The organism is Streptomyces sp. NPDC088766 (assembly GCF_044750845.1).
Classification (GTDB): domain Bacteria; phylum Actinomycetota; class Actinomycetes; order Streptomycetales; family Streptomycetaceae; genus Streptomyces.
Window position 1 is genome coordinate 223,945 of record NZ_JBIVKQ010000003.1, and the last position, 13,588, is coordinate 237,532.

At 67.4% G+C, this 13,588-nt stretch carries 14 protein-coding genes; 5 read left to right on the forward strand and 9 right to left on the reverse strand.

The window, feature by feature from the left end; translation table 11 throughout:
- Nucleotides 1–234: 234 nt before the first annotated feature.
- From ACIP5W_RS06285 to trxA, 3 genes are all read left to right on the forward strand, one after another.
- A complete protein-coding gene (locus ACIP5W_RS06285) occupies nt 235–651 on the forward strand; it encodes a hypothetical protein (protein ID WP_401467488.1) in 417 nt (138 codons plus the stop codon).
- A gap of 168 nt (nt 652–819) precedes the next feature.
- On the forward strand, nt 820–1,788 hold the full coding sequence (trxB, locus tag ACIP5W_RS06290) for a thioredoxin-disulfide reductase (RefSeq protein WP_363092305.1): 969 nt from the start codon (nt 820–822) through the stop codon (nt 1,786–1,788).
- 40 nt (nt 1,789–1,828) lie between these two features.
- A complete protein-coding gene (trxA, locus tag ACIP5W_RS06295) occupies nt 1,829–2,158 on the forward strand; it encodes a thioredoxin (RefSeq protein ID WP_363092304.1) in 330 nt (109 codons plus the stop codon).
- A gap of 144 nt (nt 2,159–2,302) precedes the next feature.
- Here the strand turns inward: trxA and ACIP5W_RS06300 are convergent, their stop codons facing one another.
- The 9 genes from ACIP5W_RS06300 to rpmH all read right to left on the reverse strand — a co-directional run bounded on the left by ACIP5W_RS06300 (nt 2,303) and on the right by rpmH (nt 9,186).
- A complete protein-coding gene (locus ACIP5W_RS06300) occupies nt 2,303–2,920 on the reverse strand; it encodes a GNAT family N-acetyltransferase (RefSeq protein ID WP_401467493.1) in 618 nt (205 codons plus the stop codon).
- Nucleotides 2,921–3,246: 326 nt separating this feature from the next.
- The gene (locus ACIP5W_RS06305; protein ID WP_401467496.1) at nt 3,247–4,347 is read right to left on the reverse strand and encodes a ParB/RepB/Spo0J family partition protein; all 1,101 of its coding nucleotides are present in this window, start codon (nt 4,345–4,347) and stop codon (nt 3,247–3,249) included.
- Nucleotides 4,344–5,414: a ParA family protein gene (locus tag ACIP5W_RS06310; RefSeq protein WP_401467999.1), complete on the reverse strand. Its 1,071-nt coding sequence runs from the start codon at nt 5,412–5,414 to the stop codon at nt 4,344–4,346. Before ACIP5W_RS06310 ends, ACIP5W_RS06305 begins: the two co-directional genes overlap by 4 nt.
- Nucleotides 5,415–5,679: 265 nt before the next feature.
- Entirely contained in the window at nt 5,680–6,396 is a 717-nt protein-coding gene (gene rsmG / locus ACIP5W_RS06315; protein ID WP_366058279.1) for a 16S rRNA (guanine(527)-N(7))-methyltransferase RsmG, read from the reverse strand.
- A 118-nt stretch (nt 6,397–6,514) separates the two neighbouring features.
- The gene (locus tag ACIP5W_RS06320) at nt 6,515–7,027 is read right to left on the reverse strand and encodes a R3H domain-containing nucleic acid-binding protein (protein ID WP_363092300.1); all 513 of its coding nucleotides are present in this window, start codon (nt 7,025–7,027) and stop codon (nt 6,515–6,517) included.
- A 15-nt stretch (nt 7,028–7,042) separates the two neighbouring features.
- A complete protein-coding gene (yidC, locus tag ACIP5W_RS06325) occupies nt 7,043–8,302 on the reverse strand; it encodes a membrane protein insertase YidC (RefSeq protein ID WP_401467501.1) in 1,260 nt (419 codons plus the stop codon).
- A gap of 3 nt (nt 8,303–8,305) precedes the next feature.
- The gene (yidD, locus tag ACIP5W_RS06330; RefSeq protein ID WP_366058282.1) at nt 8,306–8,659 is read right to left on the reverse strand and encodes a membrane protein insertion efficiency factor YidD; all 354 of its coding nucleotides are present in this window, start codon (nt 8,657–8,659) and stop codon (nt 8,306–8,308) included.
- Complete coding sequence (gene rnpA, locus ACIP5W_RS06335; protein ID WP_366058283.1) at nt 8,656–9,027, reverse strand: ribonuclease P protein component; 372 nt, start codon at nt 9,025–9,027, stop codon at nt 8,656–8,658. Before rnpA ends, yidD begins: the two co-directional genes overlap by 4 nt.
- Nucleotides 9,028–9,048: 21 nt before the next feature.
- Nucleotides 9,049–9,186 carry a 50S ribosomal protein L34 gene (gene rpmH / locus ACIP5W_RS06340; RefSeq protein WP_018846094.1) on the reverse strand — a complete coding sequence of 46 codons (138 nt, stop codon included), beginning with the start codon at nt 9,184–9,186 and terminating at the stop codon, nt 9,049–9,051.
- Nucleotides 9,187–9,564: 378 nt separating this feature from the next.
- Here rpmH and dnaA point away from each other — a divergent pair, with 378 nt between their 5' ends.
- Together dnaA and dnaN are read left to right on the forward strand one after the other, a co-directional pair.
- A complete protein-coding gene (gene dnaA / locus ACIP5W_RS06345; protein WP_401467505.1) occupies nt 9,565–11,514 on the forward strand; it encodes a chromosomal replication initiator protein DnaA in 1,950 nt (649 codons plus the stop codon).
- Nucleotides 11,515–12,384: 870 nt separating this feature from the next.
- Entirely contained in the window at nt 12,385–13,515 is a 1,131-nt protein-coding gene (gene dnaN / locus ACIP5W_RS06350) for a DNA polymerase III subunit beta (protein ID WP_363092295.1), read from the forward strand.
- Nucleotides 13,516–13,588: the final 73 nt, after the last annotated feature.

Here is a 13,588-nt window from a genome sequence, read left to right on the forward strand (position 1 = left end):
AGCGCCACGACTCCGGAACCTCCGGACACGGCGAGGGCTGCCGTTCCCGGGTCGAGCGTCACCGCTACGCATGTTTCACGTGAAACATCGGCGGTACAGTCACGGCCCGCAGGACACCCTCGTCCTCCTGCCAGCGGCCCCGGTCGGAAGAGTCGCCGTCGAGGCGGGCGCCGCAGGGTCGCCGTCCTGGGGACCGTCTTCGCCGTCACCACGCTGGGCCTCGGGTCGGTCCTGGTGTCGTCACTGACCAGCGACGAGGGACCGGGCGCCTCGGCACCCGTCCGGCAGGCCACTGTGGCGGACACCTTTTCGGAGAGCGGCCTGGAGCAGCAGGTCGTCGATCTCCTCGCCGCCTCCCCCGCCTCCAGTCCACAGACGCTGGGTATGCAGGGCGAGCCCGAGACCAACAGTCCCCGAGTCCTCCACCAGCCCACGGTGCCCGACTGTGTCCAGAAGGGCATGGACCGAAAAGACGCGGCCCTGGTCGTCGAGAAGGGCACGTTCCAGGGGAGGGAAGCTCTCCTCGTCGTCCTCCCCGACGGCGCCGACAGTACGCGGGTCACCGCGTACCTCATGGATGCGACCTGCGTCAGCCGGCCGTCGTCCGGCACGGCGAAGACCCTCCTGAAGGACTCCTACACCCGCCGCTGACGCCTCCCGGCATCGTCCCCGCCGTGCGTGGTATTCCGTACGGTGTCGGCCCCTTGGTGTGCCCGGACACACCGGGAATGCGCGCCCCTTAGGATCCGTTGGGTGGGGTGAGAGTTCCCAAAAGCTCCCCCGGTCGATCGACACAGACCAGAGACGAGGAATCAAGCCGTGAGCGACGTCCGAAACGTGATCATCATCGGCTCCGGGCCCGCCGGCTACACAGCGGCGCTCTACACCGCCCGCGCTTCGCTGAAGCCGCTGGTGTTCGAGGGGGCTGTCACCGCGGGCGGCGCCCTGATGAACACCACCGAGGTGGAGAACTTCCCCGGCTTCCAGGACGGCATCATGGGCCCCGAGCTCATGGACAACATGCGCGCCCAGGCCGAGCGCTTCGGTGCCGAGCTGATCCCCGACGACGTCGTCTCCGTCGACCTCACCGGTGAGATCAAGACCGTGACCGACACGGCCGGCACCGTCCACCGCGCCAAGGCCGTCATCGTCACCACCGGCTCCCAGCACCGCAAGCTCGGTCTGCCCAACGAGGATGCCCTCTCCGGCCGCGGAGTCTCGTGGTGTGCCACGTGTGACGGCTTCTTCTTCAAGGACCAGGACATCGCCGTGATCGGCGGCGGTGACACCGCCATGGAAGAAGCCACCTTCCTCTCGCGCTTCGCCAAGTCCGTGACGATCGTCCACCGTCGTGACACCCTGCGCGCCTCCAAGGCGATGCAGGAGCGTGCCTTCGCCGACCCGAAGATCACGTTCGTCTGGGACAGTGAGGTCGCCGAGATCCAGGGCGACCCGAAGCTGGCCGGTCTGAAGCTGCGCAACCTCAAGACCGGTGAACTCTCCGACCTGCCGGTGACGGGTCTGTTCATCGCGATCGGCCACGACCCGCGCACCGAACTCTTCAAGGGCCAGCTCGACCTGGACGAGGAGGGCTACCTGAAGGTCGCCGCCCCGTCCACCCGGACGAACGTGACGGGTGTCTTCGGCGCAGGCGACGTCGTCGACCACACCTACCGTCAGGCGATCACCGCGGCCGGCACCGGCTGCTCCGCCGCCCTCGACGCCGAGCGCTACCTCGCCGCCCTCGCGGACGAGGAGCAGGCCGAGCCCGAGAAGACCGCCGTCTGACCTCCCGCCCCACCGCACACATCAGTTAAAGGAGCCCGCCGTGGCCGACCTCAAGCACGTAACCGACGACTCCTTCGAGCAGGACGTCCTCAAGAGCGATAAGCCCGTCCTGGTGGACTTCTGGGCTGCCTGGTGCGGCCCGTGCCGCCAGATCGCCCCGTCCCTCGAGGCGATCGCGGCCGAGTACGGCGACAAGATCGAGGTCGTCAAGCTCAACATCGACGAGAACCCGGGTACGGCTGCCAAGTACGGTGTGATGTCCATCCCGACTCTGAACGTGTACCAGAACGGCGAGGTCGCCAAGACCATCGTCGGCGCCAAGCCCAAGGCCGCGCTGGTCCGCGACCTTGAGGACTTCATCGCCGAGTGACGTTCTGAGTGTCGTACACGCGACACGTGTTTCACGTGAAACACGAATGGGCCGACCCGAAAGGGCCGGCCCATTTGCTTGTCCGGGGGGCGAGCACACAGACCCCCTTCCCCACAGCCCGTCCCAGAAGCCAGTCGGAGCCGATCACAGCGGTCGCAGCGCCGGCTCCTTCTGCACGGCCCCCAGGAGGCGGTCGAGCGCCATCTCCACGTCTTCCTTCCAGGAGAGGGTGGTGCGCAGTTCCAGCCTCAGTCGTGGGTGAGAAGGATGCGGCCGAACCGTCTTGAAGCCCACTGCCAGCAGATGGTCGGCCGGGAGAAGGCAGGCCGGGTCCTTCCAGCGGGCGTCACCGAACGCCTCGATCGCTTTGAAACCCCGACGCAGCAGATCTTTGGCGACCGTCTGGACCATCACCCGGCCGAGCCCCTGGCCCTGATAGCCCGGCACGATGAACGCGGTCATCAGCTGCACCGCGTCCGGGGAGACAGGGCTCGTGGGAAACGCCGTCGAGCGGGGAACGTACGCGGGAGGAGCGTAGAGCACATAGCCCACCGGGACGTCATCGACGTAAACGACCCGGCCGCAGGAGCCCCAGTCGAGCAGTACGGCGGAGATCCAGGCCTCTTTCTCCACTGCCGTCGTCCCCGTCCTTAACGCTGCCTCGCCGCTGACGGGGTCCAGCTCCCAGAAGACACAGGAACGGCAGCGCTGGGGGAGATCCTGAAGGTTGTCCAGCGTGAGTGGTACGAGCCGACGCCCCATGAAGGCTGATCCTCGCTTCCTTCGCCCGCAGCACCACGAGCGACCGTCAGAGCGCTCCGCGCCTGAACAGGCCGCCGACGAACCCACCGACCACACCGATACCCACGGCCGTACTCATCAGTCCGGCCCGGTTCATCCTTCGCATGGCCCCCGCCTGCCACGCGAAGGTGTCATCAGGGGGTCGCGCCATATCTCCTCGCATCGTATCCACGAGGCGATTCTCTCGGCACCGCGTGAAAGCAAAGAGCGAGCCGTGCTCCGGTAAGCAACGGAGGCGGCTCGCTCTTGGCAGTCGGGGGGGCGCGGCAACCCTGCCGGGGAAAGGTTCAGTCGTCCGTTTCCTCGGACTCGCCCTCCACGAGGCCCTTCTGAAGGACGGGCCCTTCGCCGGGAGCCAGACTGTCGAGAATCCGCTCGAGGTCTTCCATGGAGGCGAACTCGACGGTGATCTTGCCCTTCTTCTGCCCCAGATCAACCTTGACCCGCGTCTCGAAGCGGTCCGAGAGCCGGGTGGCGAGGTCGGACAGCGCCGGCGACACCCGGCCTCCGGCACGGGGCCCCTTGGACCGCTGCGGGGTCTGGGGACGCGACCCCATGAGGGTCACGATCTCTTCGACCGCCCGCACGGACAGCCCTTCCGCCACGATGCGGTGGGCCAACCGATCCTGCTCCTCCGAATCGTCGACGGAGAGCAGCGCCCTCGCGTGGCCGGCCGAGAGCACACCGGCCGCCACCCGGCGCTGGACTGCCGGTGAGAGCTTCAGCAGCCGCAGCGTGTTGGAGACCTGAGGACGTGAGCGTCCGATCCGGTCTGCCAGCTGGTCGTGGGTGCAGTTGAAGTCCTTCAGCAACTGATCGTAGGCGGCAGCCTCCTCCAGCGGGTTCAGCTGAGCCCGGTGGAGGTTCTCCAGCAGCGCGTCCAGAAGGAGCTTCTCGTCGTCCGTGGCTCGGACAATCGCCGGAATCGCCTCCAGGCCCGCCTCACGGCAGGCCCGCCAGCGCCGCTCACCCATGATCAGCTCATAGCGCGAGGGACCGGTCTGCCGTACGACCACCGGCTGGAGGAGACCGACCTCCTTGATGGAGGTGATCAGCTCCTGAAGCGCGTCTTCGTCGAAGACCTCGCGCGGCTGGCGCGGGTTCGGGGTGATGAAGTCGAGGGGAAGTTCCGCGAAGTGGGCTCCCAGGGGCGGTGCGGGAACGTCCGCTGCACCATTCGCCGAGGGCTCCTCGGTTTCACGTGAAACAGGCGGCAGTGTAGCCACCTTCGCCGCGGCCACCCCACGATCAGTCGTCAGGACCGGAACCCCGGCGGAGGACGTGGAGGTCCCACCTCCCACCGCGGTCTGCGCCGGTGTCCTCTCCGTCGGGGCAGCAGGGATCAGTGCGCCGAGACCACGGCCCAGCCCCCTCCGTCGATCACTCACTGCATCCCCTCCATGGTCGGGTTGTTCTGAGCGCCGATATGGGCGTGCGTGCCGTCGTAGCTGACGCCGACGCCCCTCAGCGCGATCTCTCGGGCTGCTTCAAGGTAAGACAGGGCACCGCTCGATCCAGGATCGTAGGTCAGTACCGTCTGGCCATAACTCGGCGCTTCGGAGATACGGACCGAGCGGGGAATGCTCGTCCGCAGCACCTCGTCACCGAAGTGGGTGCGCACCTCCTCGGCGACCTGCGACGCAAGGCGCGTCCGGCCGTCGTACATGGTGAGCAGGATGGTCGACACATGGAGAGTGGGGTTGAGATGACCTCGCACCAGGTCGACGTTGCGCAGCAGCTGACCGAGTCCCTCCAGTGCGTAGTACTCGCACTGGATCGGGATGAGGACCTCCTGGCCGGCGACCAGCGCGTTGACCGTCAGGAGTCCGAGCGAGGGCGGGCAGTCGATGAGGACATAGTCCAGCGGCTGCTCGTACGCCTGGATGGCTCGCTCAAGCCGGCTCTCGCGTGCCACCAGCGACACGAGTTCGATCTCCGCACCGGCGAGATCGATCGTGGCGGGAGCACAGAAGAGGCCTTCGACATCGGGGACCGGCTGGACCACTTCCGCCAGGGGACGGCTCTCGACCAGCACGTCGTAGATGGACGGGACTTCGGCGTGATGGTCGATCCCAAGAGCGGTGGAGGCATTGCCCTGTGGGTCGAGGTCGATCACCAGAACACGGCTACCGTGCAGGGCCAGCGATGCGGCAAGGTTGACGGTCGTCGTCGTCTTACCCACACCGCCCTTCTGATTGGCCACCACAATGATGCGGGTCTGTTCGGGCCGCGGGAGGCCTTCGCCGGCGCGGCCGAGGGCCTCTACCGCCAGTTGGGCAGCACGACCGATCGGAGTATCGTCCATCGGAGGCGGTGTTTCACGTGAAACATCCTCCCCCATCGACTCGGTACGGGGACCGGGGACCGGATCGGTCATCGGTCCCGCGATGTTGGCGTCGGACCGCAAGGATTCACTCTCCTCGACTTCAGGCTCGCAATGCACAGAGCCTCCCATGCCTTCGGGGTCGCGAACCAGTGAGGCCTGGTCTTCTGTGGAGAAATCCACCTCTGTGGACAACTCCGCCCCACTGGCGAGTGAGCCGAGAGGCTTCCGATCGCGAGGTTCTGCCGCAGTGCGTCCGCGGCTGATGATGCCGTGCAGCAATGAGCGATGTTTCACGTGAAACACGATGCACAGCGCCCGCGACCGAAATGCCGCGACACTCCGTCATGCGCGGGTCGGGCAGCTTGTGTGGAGTACGACTGCTCTTCGGACTGAATCAGCGACGACGACGTGTGCGACCTGTCCGGGCCGCCTTGGCACGCTTCGCAGCGAACCTCACACCACCGGGACTCTCCCCGACCTCGACCCGCACGACCGTGGAGAGCGGATCGACCACGCCCTCGCCGACGTGAAGGATCGACGTGCTCACCGCGCCGAGCTTGCTCAGCGCGGTGGCGGCGCTCTTCAGCTCCTCCTCGGCGGTGTCGCCCTTCAGCGCGAGCATCTCACCGTAGGGGCGCAGCAGCGGGATGCCCCAGGCGGCCAGACGATCCAAGGGAGCGACAGCACGGGCGGTCACGACATGGACCGGCGGCAGCTTGCCCATGACCTCTTCGGCGCGGCCGCGCACGACGGTCACATGGTCCAGGCCGAGAAGCTCGACGACCTCGGTCAGGAAGTTGGTGCGTCGCAGGAGCGGCTCCAGCAGGGTGATCTTCAGATCCTCCCGAACCAGGGCCAGGGGGATGCCGGGCAGGCCGGCACCGGATCCGACGTCGCAGATCGTCACGTCCTCGGGCACGGCCTCGGAGAGCACCGCGCAGTTCAGGATGTGCCTCTCCCACAGCCGGGGCACTTCCCGTGGGCCGATGAGCCCACGCTGCACACCTGCCTCTGCCAGGAGCTCGGCGTACCGGACCGCATCCGCGAAGCGATCACCGAATACCTCGCGTGCTTGCTCAGGCGCAGGGGGGAGCTCCGCTGCCTCCGTCACGGGGACCGTCCTTCCGTACCGCATCGACGCGTTCCGCGCCGACCACCAGAACTACCAGGCTGACAAAGACCGGCCCCGCCTGCGCGACAGACGGGGCCGGTGATACGTGCGTATTGAATCAGTTGGGCAGCACGACGACGAAGCGCTGCGGCTCCTCGCCCTCGGACTCACTGCGCAGACCGGCTGCCTTGACCGCGTCGTGGACGACCTTGCGCTCGAAGGGCGTCATCGGGTTCAGCTTGACCGGCTCACCGCTGTTCTTCGCGTCGGCCGCGGCCTTGGCGCCCAGCTCAGAAAGCTCGGTGCGCTTCTTGGCCCGGTAGCCGGCGATGTCCAGCATCAGTCGGCTGCGGTCGCCGGTCTCCCGGTGCACCGCAAGACGCGTCAGCTCCTGCAGTGCCTCCAGCACCTCGCCGTCCCGGCCGACGAGCTTGTACAGGTCTCGGCCGCCCGTGTCACTGATGATCGACACCGAAGCACGGTCGGCCTCGACATCCATGTCGATGTCGCCGTCGAGGTCGGCGATGTCCAGCAGACCCTCGAGGTAGTCCGCCGCGATCTCACCCTCCTGCTCCAGGCGGGTCAGGGTGTCTGCACCCTCGGCGGCGGCGGAGGTGGTGCCTTCCGTCACGGGATGGGCTCCTTCTTACTTCTTGGACGGGGACTTGGGGCGCTGCGGGCCGCCCTTGCGCTGCCCGGACTGGGCCCTGCTGCGGCCACCGGAGCCGGTCTTCGGCTTGGGCGCACCGGCGGGCTTGGCGTCTTCCGGCTCGTCGGACTTGGTCAGCGAGGTGGGCTCGCCGGCCGGCTTGGTGGCTCCGGACTGGCGCTGGGCCTTGGTCTGCCGCTTGGGCTGCTGACGCCGGGCCGTGGCCGTCGTGACATCGCCGTCCTCGGTGAGGGTGGCGGTCTGGGCCTCGCCCTTCGCGACGGTGCCGTCGGGCTGTGCCGCGAAGCCAGCCTTGTTCAGACCGTTGATGAACTTGCGCTCGTAGTCGTTGCGGTCGCGGCCCTTGGCCACGATCGCCTTGACGATGGCCTTCTGACCGCGGCTGCGCGTCTTGCCGTGGTGCGTGACCTGCTTGTACAGGCGCTCCAGGTAGGCACCCTGAGCCTTGGAGCCGGGGGTCGGGTTGTTGCGGATGACGTACATCTGCTGGCCCATGGTCCACACGTTGGTGGTCAGCCAGTAGACGAGGACACCGACCGGGAAGTTGATGCCGAAGACGGCGAACATGACGGGGAAGACGTACATCAGCATCTTCTGCTGCTGCATGAACGGCGTCTTCACCGTGGTGTCGACGTTCTTCGTCATCAGCTGGCGCTGCGTGAAGAACTGCGAGGCCGACATCAGGACGATCATGATCGCGGTGACGATGCGGACGTTGGCCAGCGAGGCATCGAGCGCGGCGACTTCCGCAGCGCTGTCGGTGAACTTCGCGGCCAGCGGGGCGCCGAAGATGTGCGCCTTCTGCGCGCTCTGCAGCAGGCTCTCGTTGATCACACCGATGGTGTCACCGTTGGCGATGCCGTTGAGCACGTGGTAGAGGGCGAAGAAGAACGGGGACTGCGCCAGGATGGGAAGGCACGAGGAGAGCGGGTTGGTGCCCGTCTCCTTGTACAGCTTCATCATCTCTTCGGACTGGCGCTGTTTGTCGTTCTTGTAGCGCTCCTGGATCTTCTTCATCTCGGGCTGCAGAGTCTGCATCGCCCGCGTGGCCTTGATCTGCTTCACGAAGAGCGGGATCAGGCAGATCCGGATGAGGATCACCAGGGACACGATGGACAGGCCCCAGGCCCACCCGGTGTCAGCACCGAAGAGGGCGCCGTACACCTTGTGGAACTGGACGATGACCCAGGAGACGGGTGTGGTGATGAAACTGAAGAGGCTGGCAATCGTGTCCACTAATCATGCTCCTTGGGCATGGGACGGGGTCTCTGCGGCCGGGCTCGAAGAAGGATTCTCTCCGGTGGCCGTTTCGGCGGCGGAGGGCCCGCCCTTGCGTGCGCGCCATGTGTTGCGCAGCATCTCGTGCCACCGCGGACGCTTACGCGGCGGGACATGGTCCACGCCGCCGAGCGACCACGGATTGCATCGCAGGATGCGCCAGGCGGTGAGGGCCGTTCCCTTGATCGCACCGTGTCGGTCGATGGCCGTATAGCCGTAGTGGGAGCACGACGGGTAGTACTTGCACACCGGCCCGAGCAGCGGACTGATCGTCCACTGGTAGAGCTTGATCAAGGCCAGCAGCGGGTACTTCATCGCGCGCCCCCTCCTAGTAGCCGTTGAAGGGCGGCATCGAGGTCTTGGGCCAGCTGTGCGTGGTCGGCGTCACCCGCACCGGGCAGTGCCCGTACGACTACCAGGCTACCGGGGGGAAGGAGGGTGACTCGGTCGCGCATCAGATGGCGCAGTCTGCGCTTCACTGTGTTGCGCACGACCGCTCCGCCCACGGCCTTGCTCACGACGAAACCCGCACGCGTCGGGGGAGCGCTCTCCCCAGGCGCGTGCGGGTCCGTTGCACCGCTTCGAAGGTGGACGACGAGAGTCGGGCGTCCTGCCCGACGACCCCGTCGTACCGCGGTCGCGAAGTCCTCGCGCCGCCTCAGCCGATGCTCGGTAGGCAGCACGACGTCATGACCTGATCAGGCTCAGGCGGACAGGTTGGCGCGACCCTTGCTGCGGCGGTTCGCGAGAATCGCGCGGCCGGCACGGGTGCGCATCCGCAGGCGGAAGCCGTGGGTCTTGGCGCGACGACGGTTGTTCGGCTGGAAGGTGCGCTTGCTCACTCGGGGGCTCCAGAAATCAATCGGTGGTGGCGGGGTGCCGTCCTGGCTGTCACCGTGCGCCCACGAGGTAGCTCGCGGTCAACGCCCGAGTGCACCGCTTCCCGATCACCTGACGTGATCTGTGCCCATCGGAGGCAGGCGGCAGCAGCCATCGACAACTCGACCTGGTCACGGTACGCGCGGCTGCGCCATCCGGTCAAACCGGCCCCCGTCGGGGGACACTGTCCACAGGCTGGGGACAACAACTTGAACCGCAGCCGTCGGCCTGACTACCGTGGCTGAACTCCGATTCGTTCCTTTGTCCCTGCTCCCACCCGATGCGAATCCCCAACCGTCCCACCATCACACGAACGTGGGACCCACGAGAGAGCGTGCCCTGTGGCTGACGTACCTGCCGATCTTGCCGCAGTGTGGCCACGCGTACTGGAGCAGCTCCTCGGTGAGGGCCGCGGCCAGGGTGTCGAGGTGAAGGACGAGCACTGGATCAGGCGCTGCCAGCCGCTCGCCCTGGTCGCGGACACCGCCCTGCTCGCCGTGCCGAACGAATTCGCCAAGGGCGTGCTGGAGGGCCGACTCGCCCCGATCGTCAGCGAGACGCTGAGCCGGGAGTGCGGCCGGCCGATCCGGATCGCGATCACCGTCGACGACTCCGCGGGTGAACCCTCCGCCCCGTCGACGCCGTCGCGCTACGACGAACCCGAGGACCAGCCGGTCCAGTACGACGGCCCGCGCGACAACCCGTACCAGGGCTACGGCCGGCACCGCGCCGATCAGCCCCAGGGTGGGGGCGACCAGGGCACCCGCCAGGACCAGCTGCCCACCGCGCGACCTGCCTACCCCTCGGAGTACCAGCGGCCCGAGCCCGGCGCCTGGCCCCGGCCGGGGCAGGACGAGTACGGCTGGCAGCAGCAGCGCCTCGGTTTCCCCGAACGCGACCCTTACGCATCGCCGCCCCAGAACTCCTACGGCGGCTCCTCCGGGCAGGACGCGTACGGATCGCCGTCCCAGGACGCGTACGGATCGCAGGACCAGGACTCCTACGGCCCGTCCTCGCAGGACTACCGGCCGCAGGCCATGGAGCGGCCGTCCTACGACCGCTCGCCCTACGACCAGAAGCGTTCCGAGTACCAGCAGTCACGCCCCGAGTACGACCAGCGCGACCCCACCCGGCGGGAGATGCCGGAGTCCTCGGCCGGTGGCGGTCATCCGCACCGCGGCCCGGCCGGTCACGGTCAGTCCGGCACACCCGGTCCGCTGGGCGCGAAGCCCGCGCCGGCGAGCGGGTCCGGCGAGCCGACCGCCCGGCTCAACCCGAAGTACCTCTTCGACACGTTCGTCATCGGCGCCTCGAACCGTTTCGCGCACGCGGCCGCGGTCGCCGTCGCCGAGGCGCCCGCGAAGGCGTACAACCCGCTGTTCATCTACGGGGAGTCGGGCCTGGGCAAGACGCACCTGCTGCACGCCATCGGGCACTACGCACGCAGTCTCTATCCGGGCACGCGGGTGCGGTACGTCAGCTCGGAGGAGTTCACCAACGAGTTCATCAACTCCATCCGCGACGGCAAGGGCGACAGCTTCCGCAAGCGGTACCGCGAGATGGACATCCTGCTCGTCGACGACATCCAGTTCCTGGCGGACAAGGAGTCGACGCAGGAGGAGTTCTTCCACACCTTCAACACGCTCCACAACGCCAACAAGCAGATCGTGCTGTCCTCCGACCGGCCGCCCAAGCAGCTGGTGACGCTGGAGGACCGGCTGCGGAACCGTTTCGAGTGGGGCCTGATCACGGACGTCCAGCCGCCCGAGCTGGAGACGCGGATCGCGATCCTGCGCAAGAAGGCGGTGCAGGAGCAGCTCAACGCCCCACCGGAGGTGCTGGAGTTCATCGCGTCCCGCGTCTCGCGCAACATCCGTGAGCTGGAGGGCGCGCTGATCCGGGTGACGGCGTTCGCGTCGCTCAACCGGCAGCCGGTGGACCTGGGCCTGACCGAGATCGTCCTGAAGGATCTGATGCCCGGTGGTGACGACTCGGCGCCCGAGATCACCTCGACGGCCATCATGGGCGCGACCGCGGACTACTTCGGGCTCACGGTCGAGGACCTGTGCGGCACCTCCCGCGGCCGCGCGCTGGTGACGGCCAGGCAGATCGCCATGTATCTGTGCCGGGAGCTGACGGATCTCTCGCTGCCGAAGATCGGCGCCCTGTTCGGCGGCCGCGACCACACGACGGTCATGCACGCGGACCGCAAGATCCGCAATCTGATGGCCGAGCGGCGCTCCATCTACAACCAGGTGACCGAGCTGACCAACCGCATCAAGGCGGGCTGACGGAGCCGCACGGACCTGTCGAGGGCGTTCCGGGAGCTGTTCCCGGGACGCCCTTCTTCGTACCGCGGGTCGGCGTCCGGTCATCCACTGTTCGATTACTCGCCGGGTTACGGCCGCTCTCCACAGATTCGGTGACTTTCTCCCGTCCACACCCTGGGGACTGCCAAGTTGTCCAGATCCTGTCCACAGGCAGCCTGCGTGAAAGAGAATCGAGGCAGGTCACCTGGCTGTGGATTGGTGGACAAAAGTTTTCCACAGGTTGTGGATGACGAGCTGGTGCACAGCCTGTGCACGGAGTTGTCCACGGGTAACCCACAGGGTCTGGCTGGTTGTCCCCAGCGATCGCCGGTTTCTCCACATGGCTGTCCACTGTTCGGCAATCCGACGCACCTCCTCACCGGTCCGAGTGAAAGGCGTCACACGCAGGTGCCGGATTGGGCTGTGGGAAAGCCGGGTAAAACTGGGGACGGTCCTGGGGAGAAGTCGCCTCACCCTGTGCATGGGGTGTGCAGAACTTTCTGTTCTCCACAGAAGACCCCGGTTGTCCACCGCCTCCGTCCCCAGGGCCAGTGGATAAAATCTCGCCTCTGAGCTGCGGAAACAGGGTTATCCACGGTATCCACAGCCCCTACTACTACTCCCAACCAGAGAGAGCGAGAAGTCCGGTTCGAAGCGGGTGCTGTGCACAACTCGTCGTCCGGGCCCCGGCTGCCCCTCGTCACGACTTGACCCCGACGGGCACCTACTGTCAGTGCGGTGCGTCAGACTGGTCCCCGGTGGTCCTTCCCCTCACCGGGGCCGACGACACCGAGACAGACGACGAAGGCCAGGCAGGGCGAGAAGCGCCGGCAACAGCAGGAGGCGGCAAGAGTGAAGATCCGGGTGGAACGCGACGTACTCGCGGAGGCCGTGGCCTGGGCGGCGCGCAGCCTCCCGGCCCGTCCGCCGGCGCCTGTCCTCGCCGGCCTCCTGCTGAAGGCCGAGGACGGAGCCCTCAGCCTCTCCAGCTTCGACTACGAGGTCTCCGCGCGCGTCTCGGTGGAGACCGAGGTGGAGGAGGAGGGCACCGTCCTCGTCTCCGGCCGGCTGCTCGCGGACATCTGCCGGGCGCTCCCCAACCGCCCCGTGGAGATTTCCACAGACGGTGTACGGGCCACGGTGGTCTGCGGCTCCTCGCGGTTCACTCTGCACACACTGCCTGTGGAGGAGTACCCGTCACTGCCCCAGATGCCGAACGCGACGGGCACGGTCCCCGGCGAGGTCTTCGCCTCCGCCGCCGCCCAGGTCGCCATCGCGGCCGGCCGTGACGACACCCTGCCCGTCCTCACCGGTGTGCGCATCGAGATCGAGGGCGACACCGTGACGCTGGCCTCCACCGACCGCTACCGCTTCGCGGTCCGCGAGTTCCTGTGGAAGCCGGAGAACCCGGATGCCTCCGCGGTCGCCCTGGTGCCCGCCAAGACGCTCCTGGACACCGCCAAGGCGCTCACGAGCGGCGACAGCGTCACCATCGCGCTGTCCGGCTCGGGCGCGGGCGAGGGCCTGATCGGCTTCGAGGGCGCCGGCCGGCGTACGACGACCCGGCTCCTGGAGGGCGACCTCCCGAAGTACCGCACCCTGTTCCCGACGGAGTTCAACTCCGTCGCCGTGATCGAGACCGCCCCCTTCGTCGAGGCCGTCAAGCGCGTGGCCCTGGTCGCCGAGCGCAACACGCCGGTGCGGCTCAGCTTCGAGCAGGGCGTGCTCATCCTGGAGGCCGGTTCCAGCGACGATGCACAGGCTGTGGAGAGGGTCGACGCCCAGCTCGACGGCGACGACATCTCGATCGCCTTCAACCCGACCTTCCTGCTGGACGGCCTCAGCGCCATCGACTCCCCGGTGGCCCAGCTGTCCTTCACGACGTCCACCAAGCCCGCGCTGCTCAGCGGCAGGCCGGCGGTCGACGCCGAGGCGGACGAGGCCTACAAGTACCTGATCATGCCGGTTCGCCTCAGCGGCTGAGCCGTCCGGACCTGTCCACAGGCCGTGGGGGAACGCCTCCCGGCCTGTGGATGAATCCGCAGGTGAGCGCGTG